This is a genomic window from Colwellia sp. RE-S-Sl-9, assembly GCF_048296855.1.
GTDB lineage: Bacteria > Pseudomonadota > Gammaproteobacteria > Enterobacterales > Alteromonadaceae > Pseudocolwellia.
In genome coordinates, this window is sequence record NZ_CP182631.1 from 2,827,756 (window position 1) to 2,847,446 (window position 19,691).

Genomic DNA, 19,691 nt, shown 5'->3' on the forward strand with positions numbered 1-19,691 from the left:
GCAGGCTAAACCTGCCATAATTTTTAATTCATGCCGTATTTTTTTAACTTCTTACGTAAAGTACCACGATTGATACCTAGTAAGTTTGCAGCACGTGTTTGGTTACCGCGAGTATATTGCATTACTTCTTCAAGCATTGGCGCTTCAATTTCAGATAGTACAAGGTCGTACATATCATCAACATCATTTCCGTTTAACTGAGACAGATAATTTTTGATCGCTATTTTAGCTTGTGTACGTAAAGGCGATGCCTTTGTCTGAGTTTGTAAATCACCAGTAATAAATGGAGAGGAAATATTTTGTTCAAACATAAAGTTGAGACTCTTTCTAAGTTAAATTATCAAAATACATATTCAATGATGAGAGCTGTTCATTTACAGACTCTAAACCATTAAAAATAGAACGAAACTGTTTATCTGGGTCGCGCGTCTGCATATACCAAGATACGTGTTTACGAGCAAATCTTACGCCCATAAAATCACCGTAAAAATTGTGTAAATCATTTACATGCTCGATAATCACCGAACGTACCTCATCCATTGAGGGAGCCGGCAAATGCTGGCCCGTAACCAAGAAATGATTAATTTCTCGAAATATCCAAGGATTTCCTTGAGCACCTCGGCCAACCATAATTGCATCGGCATTGGTGTATTCTAGTACTTGCTTAGCTTTTTCAACTGTCGTGATATCACCATTTGCAACTACAGGAATAGAAACAGAAGCCTTAATTGCCTTAATGGTGTCGTATTCCGCATCACCTTTATAAAAGTCGTTACGAGTACGTCCATGAACAGCCAATGATTGAATACCATGTTGTTCAGCAATTTTTGCTATTTCTATTCCGTTACGAGTATCTTCACACCAACCAGTGCGAATTTTTAGCGTTACTGGAACATCAACGGCTTGGACAACAGATTTAATAATTTGTTCTACCAAGTTTGGTTCTTTCAATAACGCTGAACCCGCTAATTTTTTATTTACCTTTTTAGCTGGGCATCCCATATTAATATCAATAATTTGGGCGCCGTTATCAGCATTAACTTTTGCCGCATGTGCCAGTTCTTCAGGATCCGAACCTGCAATTTGCACTGAACGAATACCTGTTTCACTATTACTTACCAGCCGACGTTTAGACTTTTCGGTATCCCATACTTTAGGGTTTGCTGACACCATTTCTGATACCGCTAACCCTGCTCCCATTTGACAACATAATTGCCTAAAAGGTTGATCAGTAATCCCCGCCATTGGCGCTAAAATTACATTGTTTGATAATTGGTATGGACCTATCTTCACGTTGCTGCTTTTTTGAGCTACTCGTCAAAAGGGCGCTAAGTTTACGCGTTTTTTTTACGATTGGAAAGGATATAAATTGAACAAAATAGACTTTTTTTTGTGTTTTTATTATTGACTTTTTGTAAAGCGCTGATGTGAGTAGTTTTCGTACAATATACAAACAAAAACTACTCACTAATTTATTTTATTTGGTTTTATTTTTTAGTGCCTGATAAACGAACCCACTCTTCTTTTACTTCCACAGGATCCATTTTGCACCATTGACCATATATTTCTTGAAGTGTTTGCGCTTGATCTTCTAATACACCTGATAAAGCAATCAGGCCATTTTCACCGACAAATTCAATAATAGTAGGCGCTAATTCACGTAGTGGACCCGCTAAAATATTTGCCACTACCACATCAGCTTTGAACTCAGGTTGATCTTTAGGTAAATACAATTCAAGCCTGTCTTCAACGTTATTACGTTTAGCGTTGGCTAAACTTGCTTGTAAAGCTTGTGGATCAATATCAATACCAATCACTTTACTTGCACCAAGTTTTAAAGCAGCAAGCGATAAAATGCCAGAACCACAACCAAAGTCGACAACAGTTTTTCCTGCTAAGTCTAAACTATCAAGCCATGTTAAACATAAAGCGGTTGTAGGGTGAGTACCTGTACCAAAAGCAAGGCCAGGATCTAACATAACATTAACGGCTTCAGGCTCAGGAACTTCTCGCCAGCTTGGACAAATCCATAAACGTTGACCAAATTTCATCGGATGAAAGTTATCCATCCATTCTCTTTCCCAATCTTTATCTTCAAGCTGTTCAAGTTTATATTTCAACGCTTCCTTATCAGGGTGTATGCTCTTTAAGTAAGCAACCACTTTATCCATGTCATGACTTGCTTCAAACAAGCCCATAACAACAGTGTTATTCCAATAGATAACCTCATCGCCGGGTAAAGGCTCATAAATAGGCGTATCTTTCTCATCAATAAAAGTAACGGCTTGTGCCCCACATGCACTTAACCAGTCACTATATTTTTCAGCTGTTTCTTCATTAGCATTTAATCTAAGCTGTACCCAAGGCATCTTAACTCTCAACTTTTATTTGTTGTTTAACTATTTTATATAGTTTAACACCCAAAGGTTAATACCAATACCAGCATCTGTTAAAGTAGTGAAAAAAATAGGAAACTAACATGTTAGATTTATTACCTGATTTATATGACCTATACCCTGAGCAATTGCATCTATCAGCGCCACTATTTAATAACTACGGAGCTAACACGATATTTTTTGGTGAAATAGTCACGGTAAGCTGCTTTAACGACAACTCAAAAGTAAAAGAATTGGTAGCCACCAATGGTATAGGTAAAGTGATGGTGGTTGATGGTAAAGCAAGTTTAACTAACGCTCTACTCGGTGACATGTTAGCAGAACAAGCCGTTAATAATGGCTGGCAAGGTATAGTTATTAACGGATGTATAAGAGATGCTGGCACTATAGCCACTCTACCGTTAGGCGTTAAAGCTTTAGGTTGTAATCCTATTAAAACTGACAAGTTAGGCCTTGGTGAAATTAACATTCCTGTTAGTTTTGCTGATACGCTATTTACCCCCGGCTATTATATTTACGGCGATGCTAACGGATTAGCCGTAAGCAAACATTTATTAACCCTATAAGATATGACTTATAAATTTTTTGAGTAACCCATGAAATACTTTCCTATATTTTTAGACGCAAAGCACATTAACGCCATAGTGATTGGCGGAGGCGATGTTGCAGCTCGTAAAATTGAATTACTGTTGAAAACAACAACTCGCATTACAGTTATGTCTGAACAACTATCGATTAGTGTTGAACGCTTAGTTAACACTCACCAACTTACATGGTTACAACACAACTATCGCGATGGATATTTAAAAAATTGTAACTTAGTTATTGCGGCAACAGACAATACCCAAGTAAACCAAGATGTCGCTAAGGAAGCCTTTGAACTAAAACTATTAACGAATGTGGTTGATCAACCTGAACTTTGTACTTATATAACGCCAGCGATTATAGATCGTGATCCCATGTTAATTGCTATGTCGAGCTCAGGTAGTGCACCAATATTATTAAGAATGTTACGTGAACAAATAGAAAAAACATTACCCGATGGGTACGGCAAGCTTGCTGATTTTTCACTTAAGTTTAGAGATCATGTAAAAGCACGTGTTAAAGGCATAAGAAATAGAAGAACATTCTGGGAAAACACTTTAAGAGGTTCTATAGGCCAGCTAATTTTAAGTGACGAAAGTAAAGAAGCCGAACAACAGCTCATCGCAAGCTTGAAAGAAAAAATAGCGCCTCCCAAAGGCGAAATAGTCTTTATTCACACCCTTAACGGTGACCCCGATAATTTAACGTTAAAAGCACATAGAGAATTACAATTTGCAGACGCTGTTTTTTATGATGAAACGGTGAATATTACGTTAATAGAATATGTTAGGCGTGATGCCGACAAATATCCGCAAGATATTGCAACATCCGTATTAATTAACTTTCAACATGCTTTAGATTTAGCAGAACAAGGACAAAAAGTGATTTATTTATTATCTGGACATCACCCACTACCTAAAAACAAAGCCTTATTACAAAGTAACATCACCTATAAAGAACTCAACTGCGGTAGTTAAGCCCAATAGATTTACATTTTTTTAACAAAAGTAAATCGATATATAACAATATATACTTTAAAGTGTTAAAATTAGTCTGTCGTTTAATATTAAAGGGAATACCTATGTTCGATCTTAAAAAAATTATTTCTGCTGCTATTTGTGCAGCTTCTGTTTTAGCTCTTTCTGCATGTAGTGAAGATGCATCTAAAACTGAACCTAAAAAAGCTGAAGCTTCTTTAACTGAAAGTGCTACAGATGCTAGTTCATCTGCAATGGATTCAGTAAAAGAAGTAAGTTCTGAAGTTATGGAATCAGCTAAAGAAGCAGGTGCTGAGGTTATGGAATCAGCTAAAGAAGCTGGTACTGAAGCATTAGAAGCAGGCTCTGACGCTATGGAATCGGCTAAAGAAGCTGGTTCTGAAGCTATGGATTCAGCTAAAGAAAAAGGTGCTGACTTAATGGACAGCGCTAAAGATAAAGCTGCTGAAGCGAAAGCAAAAGCTAAGGAAATGATGTCTGACGAAGGTTAATCTTCTTCAACATATAAAAAAACGGACTCAGGTCCGTTTTTTTTATAGTTAAAAACTTACCTTTTTATTAAAGCTGCTATCTGGAGATCCACTAAAAACAGTTTAGACACAGATTTTACATTTCAAGCACAATATAAATACAGACATCCATGTATGCAAGGCATTAAGTTTACGCCATGGTTATTCTCGGTAACTGCTCCTGCATTACCCTAATACCCTACATCCTGTAGGAAGCGGACTAAAGTATGCATTCTTTTTAGAGCCATCGAAGAAGCGCACCTTGATTGGTAACGATGAAATGGTCTCCTCCTAACGGCATCACAATGTGCCAAACTTAGTGTTGAAAATAAAGTTAACAGAAGAAGAGACCATTATGAATATTACAACAGTAGGTTTAGATATAGCAAAAAATGTTTTTCATTTTATCGGCTGTAATCAAGCAGGGAAAATAGTTAAAAAGAAAATGTTAAAAAGACGAGACGTGCTGGTATATTTTTCTCAATTACCGCCTTGCCTTGTTGCCTTGTTGCCTTGTTGCCATGGAAGCGTGTTCAGGTGCACATTATTGGACAAGAGAAATAACAAAATTAGGGCATAACGTGAAACAAATAGCCCCGCAACACGTTAAAGCTTTTTTAAGAGGTAATAAAAATGATTACAACGATGCCTTAGCTATTTGTGAAGCGTCGATGAAACCAGAAATGCGCTTTGTCAGCCCAAAAACACAAGAGCAGCAAGATATTCAAGCTTTGCATGTGTTAAGGAAGAAATGTGAACGAGACAGAACAGCAAACAGTAATGAAATTAGAGGTTTATTATCCGAATATGGTGTGGTGCTCCCGATAGGAATAAACCATGTATATAAAATGCTCCCTGAATTATTTGATAAAGAAAAAGAAAATAATTTAAGTGTGCTATTTAAAGAATTATTAGCACAACATTACCAAAAACTGACGGAATTAAGAGAGCACTTAACTTATTATACGAAAAAGATAAAAGTGTTAAGTAAAAGTGAAGAATGTCAGCGCTTGCAAAGCATTCCAGGGTTTGGTCCGATTGTATCGAGTGCTTTCTATCAACACGTAGGAAATGGAGCCGCCTATAAAAATGGACGTTGTGTTTCAGCTTCCATAGGGCTTGTACCCAAACAGCATAGCACGGGAGGAAAAGAGCGTTTACAAGGAATAAGTAAACGTGGAAATGCATATTTACGAACGTTATTAGTGCATGGAGCACGTTCAGTAGTCAGCAAGAACGAGGGTAAGAAAACGCCGTTAGCTAATTGGATAAGAAGGTTGGTCCTCACACAAGGGAAAAATAAAGCGACGGTAGCCTTAGCAAATAAATTAGCGCGTATAGGTTGGGTGATATTAAAAAAGGGAGGTTGTTATGATGGAGAGCTCGCCAGCTTCACTAACAACACTTGAATTAAATAAAAGTAATAAGTAGTAAAAGTTCAACCCTAAGAATTGCTAAATAAAGTGATAAAAATGACAAACAGGTCAAACCGACCTATTGAAAACCTGATATACCCGTAGGAATTTAATTCCGAGGTCACGATAAGGACAATAGGTGCGAAGTTCATTAAGGCTATGAGTAACAAAACACTTAATAAGCCGAATATACGGACGCAAATCTATCCCTGTCATATTATCAATTTATACTTGCAATATTGGAGGAGACCATATACGGGTATACATTAACGAATGGCCGTTACAAAAAGTTGCACCGTTACGTTATAATAATTAAACATTCGTTTTTCTGAAAACAATCAGCGTTTAATATGCCTCAATCAGATCCTTGCTTTATTACTTTCACCCATTCAATTGAAAGTTATTCATTACCAGAACGCTTTACCTTCCCTTTTTATTATCAACCACACCCTTTATGTGAATTAGCAGCAAAAGAGCTACAACATTATTTAAGTACTCAAAACGAATGGCTGCACAACTTTGGCTTAACCGATGATAAAAATAATGCATCGGGCAAAATGTTTGGCATTTTATTGGTTAAAAACACACAAAAAGAAATAGGTTACTTAACAGCGTTTTCAGGCAAGCTTTGTGGCGAATATACGATAGGTCGTTTTGTGCCTTCAGTACCTGAAACCAAACAACTTGCCAGTCAACCTAACGACAGATCGGGTAAAGAATTTTATGAACAATTCGATGTTGAACAAATTGAGATAAATAAACTTACAACACAACTAACCCTGTTAGAAAGTAATCCACAGTTAACTCTTTTACAAAATGAGTTACTTGCTGTTGGTTTAGCTTTTCAAAAAGAGTTAACAAAGCATCAAGAAATAATGGCTGTAAATAGGAAAAACAGAAAAGAGCAGAGAATAAAGGCTGAGCAAGCACTCGATAACGAAAGTTTAACGCCTTTGTTTAATCAACTTGCTAAAGAAAGCGTACACGATAAAAACCAGTTAAAAATACTAAAGCATAATTGGCAGCAAAAGATAGACAACGTTCAACAACAATTAAACACGCTTGAACATGAAATTGCACAGCTTAAAAATGAGAGACAAAACCGCTCATCTATTTTACAAAATCAATTATTTCAGCAATACCAATTACTGAATAAAAACGGTTGCAGTAAATCATTACAAGAAATTTTCAAACCTACACCACAACAAGTCCCACCTTCTGGTTCTGGCGATTGTGCTGCACCCAAATTAATCCAATACGCTTTTAAAAATAATTACAAAATATTAGCCATGGCAGAATTTTGGTGGGGTGTTTCACCTAAATCAGAAATTAGACAGCACAAAAATTATTATCCTGCTTGTTCAGGTAAATGCGAGCCTATTCTTAATTGGATGCTTGAAGGAATAGAACAAGATGAAAATCCCTTACTCGTAAACACTGTCGATAACAAACAACTCGACATTTTATATCAAGACGAAGTCATGGCGATTATAAACAAGCCACACGACATGTTATCGGTCCCCGGAAAGCACATTCAAGATTCTGTATATACTCGTATTAAGCAATTAATACCTTCAGCCAGTGGCCCTATTATTGTTCATCGTCTTGATATGTCGACTTCTGGCCTAATGGTTATTGCTTTAACTAAAAGAGCACATAAGCAATTACAAAAACAGTTTATTCAGCGAGAAGTGCATAAACGATATGTCGCTTTACTTGATGGGATCATTGAAACCGAAACGGGAGAAATAACCCTACCGCTAATGGGGGATTTTTATAACCGTCCTCGCCAGCTTGTATGTACTGAAATAGGAAAACCAGCTCACACAACATGGCAAGTTATTGGCTATACAAAAAACAATAAAACAAAAGTATATCTAAGCCCAAAAACCGGACGAACACATCAATTAAGAGTACACAGTGCTCACATATTAGGTTTAAACACACCTATTGTAGGTGATGATTTATATGGTACTACCGCGAATCGCTTACACCTACATGCAGAACAATTAACGCTAAAGCACCCATTAACAAAAAAAGAGCTAACGTTTCAATCAGCTCCTGATTTTTAGACTAAAAATAAGTGGTTATACAAAATATTAAAAAACGATTGAAACACCTCTATGACGTTTTCTATGTTCAGAAGCCGCAGTGAGCTTTCCATCACGTTGCAGTATTATTTGTACATCGCCAAAAGACTCTTGCTTGGTGTTGTAGCCCATTTGTTGTAACTCACCAATTACCTTTTTATCTATGCCGGCATAATGCACAATTTTATTTTTAGGCCATAGTTGATGGTGGAATCTCGCGCTATTGGCTGCATTTTCAGCCGTCATATTAAACTCAACCGCGTTCAGTATTGACTGATACACTGATGAAATAATGGTTGTACCGCCAGGCGATCCAGTAACTAACTCAACGTTACCTGCTTTTAATAAAATAGTAGGAGACATAGAAGACAACATACGCTTATGCGGCTGAACTTCGTTTGCTACGCCACCTAAAGCACCAAAAACATTAGCCACTCCAGGTTTTACACTAAAATCGTCCATCTCATCATTTAAAATAAACCCAGCGCCTTCAACAATAACACCACTACCAAATGTATAGTTGATGGTAGTAGTGTTAGAAATAGCATTACCCCATTTATCAACAATTGAAAAATGCGTAGTATCAGTGCTTTCTTTCAAGCCGGGTTTAATACTTTCTGTATTCGATATTTTGTCGAGTGTAATATCAGATGCGCGTTCAACTAAGTACGCTTGAGTCAGTAGTTTTGATTGAGGTACGTTGTAAAAGTCGGGATCACCTAAATATTCAGCTCTGTCAGCAAAAACACGTTTTCCTATTTCTGACAGTAAATGAACATACTGAGTAGAGTTATGTGTTAAAGGCTGATCTTGTTTTACTGCTTTCTGCTTTACCACATCAAACATAGTTAGCCATTGTAGTACCGCAATTCCACCTGAACTTGGCGGTGGTGCAGTAACCACTTCATAATCACGCCATTTTTTCTGTAGCGGTTTACGCCACTTTATACGGTAAGCGTCTAAATCTTCCTCAGTGATAATACCGCCGTGTTCTTTCATAAAAGCACTAATCGTTTTCGCCGTTTTTCCTTTATAAAAACCATCTCGACCATGTTTAGCAATGAGTTTTAAGGTGGCGGCAAGTTCAGGCTGTTTAAATATTTGACCTGTTTTAGCCTGTGAAAAATAACGTGAAAAATTCACATTAATTGCTTCTTTTTCAAAACTGTCAATTCTCCATTCAATAGCTTTACGCAAGGTAGGATGAACAATAAAGCCCTCCTCAGCTAACTTAATCGCGGGTGCTAATAATTCTTCCCACGATTTAGTTCCGTATTTTTTGTGAGCTTGCCACATACCTTCAACCGTACCGGGAACGCCTGACGATAAAATGCCATATAAAGATAAATGAAGGATTACATTTTTTTGCTCATCTAAATACATATCTTTATGAGCAGCAGCGGGAGCAGTTTCTCGATAATCTAAAAAGTCTGAAGTGCCATCTTTATATATGGTCATAAAGCCACCACCACCAATATTACCGGCTTCAGGTAAAGTTACCGCCAAAACAAATTGCGCAGCAATTGCAGCATCAATAGCATTACCACCATTTTGTAATATTTGTTTAGCTTCAGTTGCACTGTAGCTATCAGGCATAGCAACAGCCGATTGAGCAAAACCAGATCTTGATGCAATAAAACTTATTAAAGCAAAAACGATTATGTATATATTTTTCATGCCTACTCCATTCCATTACTTAACATTATTACTGAAGACTTTAGCATGTATATCAATATGAAAAACTACCCAAGCAGTTTTACTTAAAAAGCTTTCCTTTATGATGTAAAAGGATACGTACATTATAAATGTTCTCTATAATCTATTTAAATAATCATTATCCTCATAAACTCGCATTGCACCAAAACAATGCAATAAAGTAGATTTTAGGATGAAACTAAAGATAAACTTAAAATTTAAACACAACAAAAACGAATATAAAAACAAATAAATTCAATAACTTAATTTCGATTTTCGCCATTAAAAATCATCTGGCACAAGAGTTGTAAGACTTATATTACGTAAAATGGATGGATACTAAAGGTTATGCTTTCAGCTTTCATGAAAAAAAATTGGTTACCGGATGAATTCAAACTTTTAGTTGAAGAGAATTATTTACCCTTAGCAGAGCGAATATTTAAAGCTTATCAAGAGCAAGGGTCACCTTATTTTGTGGGTGTAAATGGCTGCCAAGGTAGCGGTAAATCAACACTTTCAGATTATTTAGCGCATTATTTATCAGGTACACATCAACTGAATGTTGTGGTGATGTCGCTTGATGATTTTTACTTATCAAGAACAGCCAGAAATAAACTGGCTCAAATCGTACACCCTTTATTAAAAACCCGTGGAGTTCCAGGAACACATAACACCGATTTACTTGAAAGCATACTAGCTAAAGTAAAAACGCGCCAAACTGATTTTTTGATTCCTCGCTTTAACAAAGTAACGGACGATCCTTATGATGAAAGCCAATGGCAACATATAGATAAGCCTATAGATATTCTTATTCTTGAAGGCTGGTGCTGGGGCGTTACTGCACAAACCACATCAGAACTAACCACTCCTATTAATAGTCTTGAAAAAGAAGAAGACAAACAAAGGGTGTGGCGCACCTATGTTAATGAACAATTACGTGCAAGCTACCAACCTCTATACGACTACATGAATTTTTGGGTGGCTTTACAAACCCCATCTTTCGATAGCGTGTATAAATGGCGCTTAGAGCAAGAACAAAAGTTAATTAAAACGCTTTCATCAACAAAACAAACAAACGTAATGAACGAAGCTCAAATTTTAAATTTTATTCAATATTTTCAACGTTTAACAACACATGGAATACAATCTTTGCCTTTAATCGCTAATACTATTTTTTATCTAAACGAAAACCGCTGTATTACCCAATGTGTTGAAAAGGACTAATTAACAATGAACAAACCCGTAATTATTTTTAGTGATTTAGACGGAACATTACTTGATCACTTCACCTATGAAAGTACTCCTGCTTTGCCTGTTATAAAACAGTTAAACGCAGCGAATATTCCTATTGTATTAACTACAAGTAAAACCTTAGCGGAAGTTCTTAAAATACAAGCAGATCTTAATATTAAAGCCCCACTGATCATTGAAAACGGTGCCGCTATTTTTATTCCTAAAAACACCTTTAGGATACAACCTAAAAACACACTAAGTATGGGGCAATATTGGGTTAAATCGTTTTGCTTACCACGCCAGCATTGGTTAGAAATTATTAAAGACGCGCCGGCAAAGTTTAAAGGCTTATACCAAGGCTTTTCTACATTAACGACTGAAGAGCTAGCTGAGCTTACTGGATTAAGTATAGCTAATACCGATCTAGCCAAAAATAGACAATACGGCGAGCCTATACACTGGCGTGGAGATGAAGAATCAAAACAAGACTTTATTAAATATCTTGAAAAATCAGGCGCTACCATACTTTTTGGCGGTCGTTTCTTTCACGTAAGCGGCAATAGTGATAAAGGCCAAGCCTTAACTTGGTTAACAGAGCATTACCAAAAAAATATAGGAGATGACACAATATCAACAATTGCATTGGGCGACGGTAAAAATGATATTGCCATGCTAGAGGCAGCAAGTATTGCCGTACAAATTCGATCCCCTGTGCATGAGTTTCCGGCACTAAATAAAACAGAAAACGTTATTCAAACACAAGAATATGGCCCAGCAGGTTGGGCTGAAGCAATACAGCATTTATTACCTGAACCGTTATCAAGCAATTCATTGTCTACAAAAATTTATAACTAATTAACCATAACCAAGAGGTATATCATGGCTGACTTTTATCAAAATGGCGTTGTAACTACATTACACAACTTAGCGCAAAGAACGACCGAGGATATGGAAACTGAATTAGAAGCATTCTCTAAAACTCGCCCACTTGGGCTACTTTTACCTTCACTTTTCTCAGAATTAGAGGGTAAAGCATTACCTGACATCATCAATAAAATAAAAGAGGTTAACTATCTATCACAAATTGTGATTGGATTAGACAGAGCAGACTTAGAGCAATACAAACATGCTTTATCTTTTTTTGGCCAATTACCACAACATCACAGAGTATTATGGAACGATGGCCCAAGATTAAAAGCCATTGATGCAAAACTACAAAAACTAGGCCTTGCCCCTAAAGAGTTAGGTAAAGGACGAAATGTTTGGTATTGCATGGGCTATATTCTTGCTTCAGGTAAAGCTGAATCAGTAGCCTTACATGACTGTGACATTCTTACTTATGAAAAAGACTTACTCACTCGACTACTTTATCCAGTAGCAAATCCAAACTTTAACTACTCTTTTTCAAAAGGCTTTTATGCCCGTGTTGCCGATGGAAAAATTAATGGTCGCGTATCAAGATTACTGGTTACTCCATTAATAAAAGCATTAAAGAAAACTGTGGGCCATTGTGATTACCTAGAATACATGGATAGCTTTTTATATCCATTAGCGGGAGAGTTTTCATTCCGTAAAGATGTATTAAAAGATATTCGTATCCCGAGTGATTGGGGTTTAGAAATTGGCGTACTTTCTGAAATGTACCGTAACTACTCGTCAAATCATGTTTGTCAGGTAGATATTGCGGCTACTTACGACCATAAGCATCAAGATTTATCGCTAGACAATACCAGCGGTGGTTTATCAAAAATGTCTATCGACATCAGTAAAGCTTTTATACGTAAGCTGGCTACTGAAGGTGAAACCTTTACCTCTGAAAAATTCAGAACACTTAAAGCCACCTACTACCGTATTGCTTTAGATTATGTTGAAACTTACCGCCACGACGCACAAATGAATGGCCTTAAACTCGACACGCATAACGAAGAAAAAGCAGTAGAAATGTTCGCTGAAAATATATTAGAAGCCGGTAATACCTTTTTAGAACAACCAATGGAAACACCTTTTATTCCGTCTTGGAATCGTGTTATTAGCGCTATGCCTGATATTTTATCGCAAATAAAAGAAGCAGTAGAAGAAGACTACAAAGAATTTAGCACTATTTTAGAAGAGGCTTAAATAATATGGTGACACACTATGAACAATTACTAGGTAAACTCAGTCAACAACTTGAATTTATTTATAAAGACATTAGCCTAACGCAATCGACAGACGACTTGGCAAAGCAAATCACAGAGTTAATGCGCTTGTCTGACGATTGTTCAGCTGTGGCGCCCTATACTAACCAGTGGTCAGAAGAAGATGTTATTTTAATTACTTACGGTGACAGTATAGTTAAAGATAACGAAGCACCACTAAAAACACTACGCCGTTTTATTAACGATAATATGAGCGACACTATAAACAGCGTTCATATATTACCGTTTTTTCCTTACAGCTCTGACGATGGATTTTCAATTATTGACTATTCAACCGTTAATCAATCACTTGGCGATTGGGAAGACATTAAGCTTATCGCAAAAGAGCGAAACTTAATGTCTGACCTAGTAATAAATCATTGCTCAAGTCGTAGTTTTTGGTTTGAAAACTTTATTAAAGGTGAAGGCGAAGGTCACGACTTTTTCTTTACTGCACCAGCAGACACAGACACCTCCGATGTAGTACGCCCTCGAACATCTCCATTATTTAGAGAAGTGAATACCGCTTCAGGTGAAAAGTCGGTGTGGTGTACTTTTAGTCACGATCAAGTAGATTTTGACTTTAGAAATCCAGAAGTACTAAAAGCTTTTGTTATTATTATTCGACAATATTTAGACATGGGCGTTAAAATTTTTAGATTTGATGCCATTGCTTTCTTATGGAAAATAGCAGGAACCCCTTGCATAAACTTACCAGAAACGCACGAAGTGGTTCGCTTACTTAGAACCTTAATAGAGCATGCTAGGCACGACGCTATCATCATTACAGAAACCAATATCCCCAACACCCAAAATTTAACGTATTTTGGTAATGCAAACGAAGCGCACGCTATATATAACTTTTCTTTACCACCTTTACTTATCAACACCTTATTAACAGGAAGTTGTTTATATTTAAAACGTTGGTTAATGAGCATGCCACCCGCACAAGATGGTACCACTTACTTTAATTTTATCGCCTCACATGACGGTGTAGGATTAAGACCCGTAGAAGGTTTATTAAGTGACGAAGAAACCCATGACTTAGTAAAAACCATTGAAGGTTTTGGTGGCAAAATATCTTGTAGAACCACAGAAGACGGTACGCAAAAACCTTACGAAATGAACATCTCTTTATTTGATGCTATGCAAGGCACAACTGAAGGTAAAGACGAATTTAATATGGTTCGTTTTATATGTGCTCATAGCATTATGTTTGCGCTAGAAGGTATTCCCGGTATATATATCCATGGTATGCTCGGTACACAAAATGACTATAAAAAGGTTGAAGATACAGGTAGTAATCGATCAATCAATCGTCATCGCTGGCAAGATGATTTACTTATTGATGCTCTGCAAGACACGGGTAAACATCACGGTGAAGTACTTACAACACTCAATAAATTATTAGCGATAAGAATAAAACAGCCAGCATTTCATCCCAATGCTACGCAATTTACTTTACATTTAGGCTTACAATTATTCGGTTTTTGGCGACAAAGCCAAGACAGAAAACAAAGTATTTTTTGTATCAGTAATATTACTGACAAACCTTTATCGCTACCATTAAGTGAACTTAACTTAATTGTAAATGAAAACTGGTTTGAATTAATTAGCGGTACAGAAGTCACCGACTTAACCGAAGAAATTGAATTAGCGCCATATCAAAGTGTTTGGATTGCTAATACACGCGGTAAATAAAAAGCAGCTCTTAAGGTTATTTATTGAATACTTAAAAAATCAATAAATAACCTTAACCATCTAAAATACACTTAAGAATAACTTAGTGTATTTTATACTTAATAATAAAGCAGTCGCTATTGCCAGCCCAGCTTCCAGCATTGGTTATCCTTTAAATCTCGCCAGTTAATGGAGTATTCATTTTTAGATATAACGGCTTCAATTTTACATTCAACAATACGTTGTTCATCATCAACATTTACCTTAGTAATCATAAAATGTTTTTCTCTATTTTCTACTTCAACTTTAGTCCACTTACTGTGTAATAAAGACTTAGGGCTTACTTTATTCATATTAAATATTCTCTTATGAGCTTAATTCTTGCCTTCATTTACGGCTTTAAACCAAGCAACGTTGATTCATGTAACTCCAGCATTATTTAAATACAATGGAGTGAATAGCCAATGAAAAATGACTACGTTGCTTTGCTGAAACTAAAAATCCAACATGGGTAATAACGTGTGCCTGTAATAATGGCGCACTCGTTATTGAGCGCCCCCTAAAAGACGCTTCAAAATCAGCTAATGTAAAACAATGTGTTTCTACAGTATTTACCTTCGTTTTAAACGCTATTTTATAGGCAAGGTTATAGCCCATCACTTTGCTTCGAATTCTTAGCTGGTAAGTATTACCATCTCCGACTATACGAACATGAATTGATTTTATATCTTTTGAAAGTGTAGATATTTTTGTAAATACACTGGTAAAGCCGCCATTGTTTTCAATTGAAATGGCGCCTGAAAAAACAGTAATTTTATTGCTTAGCATTACATGGCCTTGAGATAACCCGCCCATAACACCATCGTTAGTAACGTCCCAATCATTAAAGCTATGTTCTGTCATGATTTGTTGTAAACTCTTTTTCACTTTTTTCAATCAATAAATAAAATTCTTTTAGCGTTGCTTCTTCCTGATAATCAAACGAAAAACGATTATGAAAATATAAAGTCATCGTGAGATCTTTATAGCCGAGATAACAAGTGTATCCGTCAAAATCATACCAAGCAGAAAGCTTACCCAAATAAAACCGCCCCTCTCGGTTAATTCCAGTAGTGATTACGTGATTAAAAACATAAAGGTATTGAGATGTATTTATAGTAGGCATTGCAGACTCAGTTTAGCGTTTCAAATGAGTTCTACACAAAATATGTAGAAAATAAGTTTCAAAGATTAATACGTGTCAATGCTAAAAATAGTTCAGTCATACTATAAACACGTAACAAATGATGATCATGAACCAACAAATAGTGAGCTAAACTCAATGCTTAAACGTATGGTTAATTTATTACAGTAATAAATAACAGGACACTTACATGAGAATTTTTTTCTTAGCCCTTTTAGTACTAATAACAGGGTGTAGCAGTACTTATTCAAATCAACAAATTACAGGAAAAACATTTCCTTCAGTAATTGGACAAAACCTTGAAAAAAATAAGGTAAGTATTCCAGAAGATTTCAAAGGCGACTTCACTTTATTGCTTGTTGGTTATAAACAAAATTCACAATTTGATATTGATAGATGGCTGATCGGTTTAGACATGACAAAAACTAAAGTAGATGTTTATGAAATACCTACCATACAAGGCTTATTCCCACGTATGTTCAGTACTATGATTGATAACGGTATGCGCAAAGGTATCCCTAAAGAGCTATGGAAAGGCGTAGTTACCGTATATGAAGATGGTGAAAAGGTTCAAATATTTACGGGTAATGAAAATCCCAACAATGCCAGAGTATTATTGTTAGATAAAAATGGGATTATTGTATATTTTTATGATGAGGGTTTTTCCGTAGCTGCATTAAATCAGGTAAGAAGCTTTTTAGCGCCTTAATTTAAATAACCTGAATTCGGCTTAATAAAACTATTTCTTCTTATATTTTAATTCGTTAAGAATATCTTAAACCGAGTTCAGGTTAAATAAAGTAATACAGCAACACAAGGATGTGTTTGATGAAGTAATAACAGAATATACCCGTTACCACTCAAGAGGCTATTTTATAGCTCTTGGGCGATATTAATTCAAGGCAATACTTTGTAATAATGGTCGTCCCTTATAAAAAGGATTAACGAAGAAATGATTTTGCTCAAGCCTTTCTCCAACGGATCTAAAAACAATTTATGGGGCTTATTAACTTTAGTCAGCTTCCTATAGGATCTAAGATATTAGGGTAACGCAGGAGCAGTTAGCGTGAATAACCATAACGTAAACTTAATGCCTTGCATACATGGATGGACTTAGATTTTTTTTGGAACATAAAATTTGTGCTTAAATTGTTTTTAGTTCCCACTGCAACATGCATCTTGAATGATAACGGGTATATCTAAACTTTTATCTACTATCTAATGTGAATTTATCTCAACATTTAAGTGAACAAATGGTAATGTTTTTATGCTGTGACAACGACTATTTTATTTGCTTTTACTGCTTGGTTATTATCAACGGTAACTTCACATTAAAAATACGTTCACGTTAAATTTTTTGTTCTATCGTTTAAATGAAAAAACTAACTTGCTAGCATCCAAATAAAGAATATATTTAACTATTTATTGTAAATGCAACTGTGGGTTGACAAATTAACCTCCTGACTTGCTAGCCTGCAACTACCTAACTACCTAAGCTTACCGCTCAACAACAGATGAAGGAATGAACCTTATGATATTAGCGGATAAAATTATCAAATTAAGAAAACAGTTGGGTTGGTCGCAGGAAGAGCTGGCTGAGAAGATGGGTATTTCCAGACAATCAGTCTCTAAATGGGAAAGCGCAAACAGTATACCTGATATAAATAGAATCATTATGTTAGCGGATATTTTTGAGGTCTCAACAGACTTTCTATTAAAAGACGATATTGAAGAATTAGAACTTCTCAGTGAAAGTACAGAGCCGAGTACTATTCAAATTAATTTAGAACAATCATTGAAGTATGTTGAAAATAAGGTAGAAGTATCAGCATTAATTACTAAGGGTGTTGTGCTTTGTGTATGTTCAGTAATACCGCTACTTTTCTTTTTGGCAATGGCTGAAACAAATAGATTGAATATAACAAGTAATGTTGCAGCATGGATAGGCGTTGTAGGTGTATTAGTAATGATATCTATTGGAGTAAGTTTTTTTATTAGAACAAACCAATATGAGAGTGATATAGCTTCGATAGAAAATGAGACATTTGATTTAGCTTATGGCGTTCACAGTATTTTTAAAGACAAATTACAAAAATTCAGATCTACCTATAATCTAAAATTATCAATAGGTATATTTATATTCATATTCAGTTTTATGCCCTTAATGTTTGCCACTATGTTTTTCAATAGTTCTGATATTATTTTAATCATGCTAATTGTTTTGCTCCTCATGATAGCAACAGGAATATACATTGTGGCTCCTGTATCCGCTAAATATGATGCTTACAACAATATTTTGAAAGATAATAGCGCTAAAGAAAAAAGCAAACGTACAAAACGTGCAGAGAAACTTGCTGCATTCTACTGGCCTTTATTAGTCGCTATATATCTTGGCTGGAGCTTGTGGACTATGGCGTGGGGAATAACGTGGATTGTTTGGCCGGTGGGCGCTGTACTTTTTGCCGCACTGGTTGGATTAATGGAGTTATTGGATAAAGAAGAGTCTTGAAGCTTCATGGCTCTCTTGAAAGGCTTTGATTATTGTGAACTGTTCAGCAAGTCCGACATTAAGGAGTCGTAGCCTTTTTTAAAGTTTCCTTTCCATATTCAATACGAGCAATACGTTTTTTGAGTTCACGTATTTCAAGTTTTTTGGTGTTAATGGTGTTGCTTTACTCGTAATTCCATTACGTTCGCCTTTTAACTGTCAAACCTGCTTGCTGAGTAATAACTCACATTCATTGCTTGAGAAGCTTCAAGAACTAAATAACCTCAGCTCGGGATAAGCAAAGTTACTCAACAAGCTATTTTTATACCTAACTTCGTTGAATTTATTACTAATAGCCAGCTATTAGATAGAAAAATTCGCCTTGTTATACACAAAAATATCAATGTTGAGAGATTAATATAACTTAGGAAAACAACGATACAGATTAAGATTTTGATAAATAAGAATTTTAATTCATTATCTAACATTCATTAACCCGAGTTGAGGTTAAATAACCTTATCAATAATATATTTTTTGTATACTCGTTACCAATCACAATAACCCATTGGTCATTTATACTCGTTTAAATGACCAATGGCATCGTTATTTATTTAATAATTAATTCTCCTTATTAAAATAAATGCCTCGCCTACGGCGCGTAGGAACCTCTTTAAAATTAAATAAATATCATTTAGTAAGCACCCGCTGCATATGTTAATTCATAACTATGGCTGTAAATTTCAAGAATATTACCAAACGGGTCTTCCATATAAATCATGCGGTATGGTTTTTCATTGGGATAGTAGTAACGTGGTTTATCCATCCTTTTTTTACCGCCAGCAGCAACGATTTTCTCTACAAGATCTTCCAAATTTGGATCTTGTACACAAAAATGAAAAACACCTGTTTTCCAGTATTCAAAATTATTTTCTCGACTCTCTTGGTTTTTAAATTCAAAGAGTTCAACTCCTACTCTGTCACCTGTCGACATATGAGCAATTTTAAACTTGCCCCAGTTAGCGCCAAATACATCTGTACACATTTCGCCTATTGGGCTGTCATCTTCTTCAATAATGGTAGGTTTCATAATTAAGTACCAGCCCAGTACTTCGGTGTAAAATTTTACAGCTTCTTCGACACTAGGTACTGAGATACCGATATGTGAGAATGTTCGTGGGTATGCTTTACTCATAATAGCTTCCTTAATTAGTTTTGATATGCAAAGTTTACCCTTAATGATA

At 35.8% G+C, this 19,691-nt stretch carries 18 protein-coding genes and 1 pseudogene; 11 read left to right on the forward strand and 8 right to left on the reverse strand.

Annotated features, from left to right (window positions below):
- Nucleotides 1-23: 23 nt before the first annotated feature.
- The 3 genes from fis to prmA form a co-directional block, all read right to left on the reverse strand.
- Nucleotides 24-311, reverse strand: coding sequence for a DNA-binding transcriptional regulator Fis (fis, locus tag ACM9HF_RS12200; RefSeq protein ID WP_076419387.1), 288 nt, complete (start codon nt 309-311; stop codon nt 24-26).
- A 16-nt stretch (nt 312-327) separates the two neighbouring features.
- On the reverse strand, nt 328-1,293 hold the full coding sequence (gene dusB / locus ACM9HF_RS12205) for a tRNA dihydrouridine synthase DusB (RefSeq protein ID WP_473608598.1): 966 nt from the start codon (nt 1,291-1,293) through the stop codon (nt 328-330).
- Between the two features lie 194 nt (nt 1,294-1,487).
- On the reverse strand, nt 1,488-2,369 hold the full coding sequence (prmA, locus tag ACM9HF_RS12210; protein ID WP_473608602.1) for a 50S ribosomal protein L11 methyltransferase: 882 nt from the start codon (nt 2,367-2,369) through the stop codon (nt 1,488-1,490).
- Nucleotides 2,370-2,479: 110 nt separating this feature from the next.
- Between prmA and ACM9HF_RS12215 the strand changes: the two genes are divergently transcribed.
- The 5 genes and pseudogenes from ACM9HF_RS12215 to ACM9HF_RS12235 all read left to right on the forward strand — a co-directional run bounded on the left by ACM9HF_RS12215 (nt 2,480) and on the right by ACM9HF_RS12235 (nt 7,975).
- Nucleotides 2,480-2,962: a putative 4-hydroxy-4-methyl-2-oxoglutarate aldolase gene (locus ACM9HF_RS12215; RefSeq protein WP_473608606.1), complete on the forward strand. Its 483-nt coding sequence runs from the start codon at nt 2,480-2,482 to the stop codon at nt 2,960-2,962.
- Between the two features lie 30 nt (nt 2,963-2,992).
- Entirely contained in the window at nt 2,993-3,958 is a 966-nt protein-coding gene (locus ACM9HF_RS12220; protein ID WP_473608611.1) for a siroheme synthase, read from the forward strand.
- Between the two features lie 104 nt (nt 3,959-4,062).
- Complete coding sequence (locus ACM9HF_RS12225; RefSeq protein ID WP_473608615.1) at nt 4,063-4,470, forward strand: hypothetical protein; 408 nt, start codon at nt 4,063-4,065, stop codon at nt 4,468-4,470.
- A 373-nt stretch (nt 4,471-4,843) separates the two neighbouring features.
- Nucleotides 4,844-5,897, forward strand: a pseudogene (locus ACM9HF_RS12230) (IS110 family RNA-guided transposase).
- A 356-nt stretch (nt 5,898-6,253) separates the two neighbouring features.
- On the forward strand, nt 6,254-7,975 hold the full coding sequence (locus tag ACM9HF_RS12235; protein WP_473608619.1) for an RluA family pseudouridine synthase: 1,722 nt from the start codon (nt 6,254-6,256) through the stop codon (nt 7,973-7,975).
- Nucleotides 7,976-8,002: 27 nt separating this feature from the next.
- On the opposite strand, the gene ggt is transcribed toward ACM9HF_RS12235, so the two are convergent.
- Nucleotides 8,003-9,670 carry a gamma-glutamyltransferase gene (gene ggt, locus ACM9HF_RS12240; protein ID WP_473608623.1) on the reverse strand — a complete coding sequence of 556 codons (1,668 nt, stop codon included), beginning with the start codon at nt 9,668-9,670 and terminating at the stop codon, nt 8,003-8,005.
- 381 nt (nt 9,671-10,051) lie between these two features.
- Here ggt and ACM9HF_RS12245 point away from each other — a divergent pair, with 381 nt between their 5' ends.
- Genes ACM9HF_RS12245 through ACM9HF_RS12260 form a run of 4 tightly spaced genes read left to right on the forward strand, consistent with a single transcriptional unit; the run spans nt 10,052 to nt 14,799 of the window.
- Nucleotides 10,052-10,912, forward strand: coding sequence for a kinase (locus ACM9HF_RS12245; RefSeq protein ID WP_473608626.1), 861 nt, complete (start codon nt 10,052-10,054; stop codon nt 10,910-10,912).
- 6 nt (nt 10,913-10,918) lie between these two features.
- Nucleotides 10,919-11,776 (forward strand): HAD-IIB family hydrolase, encoded by an 858-nt coding sequence (locus ACM9HF_RS12250; protein ID WP_473608630.1) that lies wholly within the window; start codon nt 10,919-10,921, stop codon nt 11,774-11,776.
- Nucleotides 11,777-11,800: 24 nt separating this feature from the next.
- Nucleotides 11,801-13,039, forward strand: coding sequence for a glycosyltransferase family protein (locus tag ACM9HF_RS12255; protein WP_473608634.1), 1,239 nt, complete (start codon nt 11,801-11,803; stop codon nt 13,037-13,039).
- Between the two features lie 5 nt (nt 13,040-13,044).
- A complete protein-coding gene (locus ACM9HF_RS12260; protein ID WP_473608638.1) occupies nt 13,045-14,799 on the forward strand; it encodes a sugar phosphorylase in 1,755 nt (584 codons plus the stop codon).
- A gap of 116 nt (nt 14,800-14,915) precedes the next feature.
- Here ACM9HF_RS12260 and ACM9HF_RS12265 read toward each other — a convergent pair whose 3' ends face one another.
- The 3 genes from ACM9HF_RS12265 to ACM9HF_RS12275 all read right to left on the reverse strand — a co-directional run bounded on the left by ACM9HF_RS12265 (nt 14,916) and on the right by ACM9HF_RS12275 (nt 15,943).
- On the reverse strand, nt 14,916-15,131 hold the full coding sequence (locus ACM9HF_RS12265) for a TIGR02450 family Trp-rich protein (RefSeq protein WP_473608642.1): 216 nt from the start codon (nt 15,129-15,131) through the stop codon (nt 14,916-14,918).
- Nucleotides 15,132-15,213: 82 nt separating this feature from the next.
- Nucleotides 15,214-15,681 carry a CIA30 family protein gene (locus ACM9HF_RS12270; protein WP_473608646.1) on the reverse strand — a complete coding sequence of 156 codons (468 nt, stop codon included), beginning with the start codon at nt 15,679-15,681 and terminating at the stop codon, nt 15,214-15,216.
- Nucleotides 15,668-15,943 carry a DUF3081 family protein gene (locus ACM9HF_RS12275; RefSeq protein WP_473608649.1) on the reverse strand — a complete coding sequence of 92 codons (276 nt, stop codon included), beginning with the start codon at nt 15,941-15,943 and terminating at the stop codon, nt 15,668-15,670. Before ACM9HF_RS12275 ends, ACM9HF_RS12270 begins: the two co-directional genes overlap by 14 nt.
- Before the next feature lie 208 nt (nt 15,944-16,151).
- Between ACM9HF_RS12275 and ACM9HF_RS12280 the strand changes: the two genes are divergently transcribed.
- A complete protein-coding gene (locus tag ACM9HF_RS12280; RefSeq protein WP_473608653.1) occupies nt 16,152-16,670 on the forward strand; it encodes a hypothetical protein in 519 nt (172 codons plus the stop codon).
- Between the two features lie 822 nt (nt 16,671-17,492).
- Nucleotides 17,493-18,470 (forward strand): helix-turn-helix domain-containing protein, encoded by a 978-nt coding sequence (locus ACM9HF_RS12285; RefSeq protein ID WP_473608657.1) that lies wholly within the window; start codon nt 17,493-17,495, stop codon nt 18,468-18,470.
- A gap of 671 nt (nt 18,471-19,141) precedes the next feature.
- Here ACM9HF_RS12285 and ACM9HF_RS12290 read toward each other — a convergent pair.
- Nucleotides 19,142-19,642, reverse strand: a complete 501-nt coding sequence (locus tag ACM9HF_RS12290) for a lactoylglutathione lyase family protein (RefSeq protein ID WP_473608661.1) — start codon at nt 19,640-19,642, stop codon at nt 19,142-19,144.
- Nucleotides 19,643-19,691: the final 49 nt, after the last annotated feature.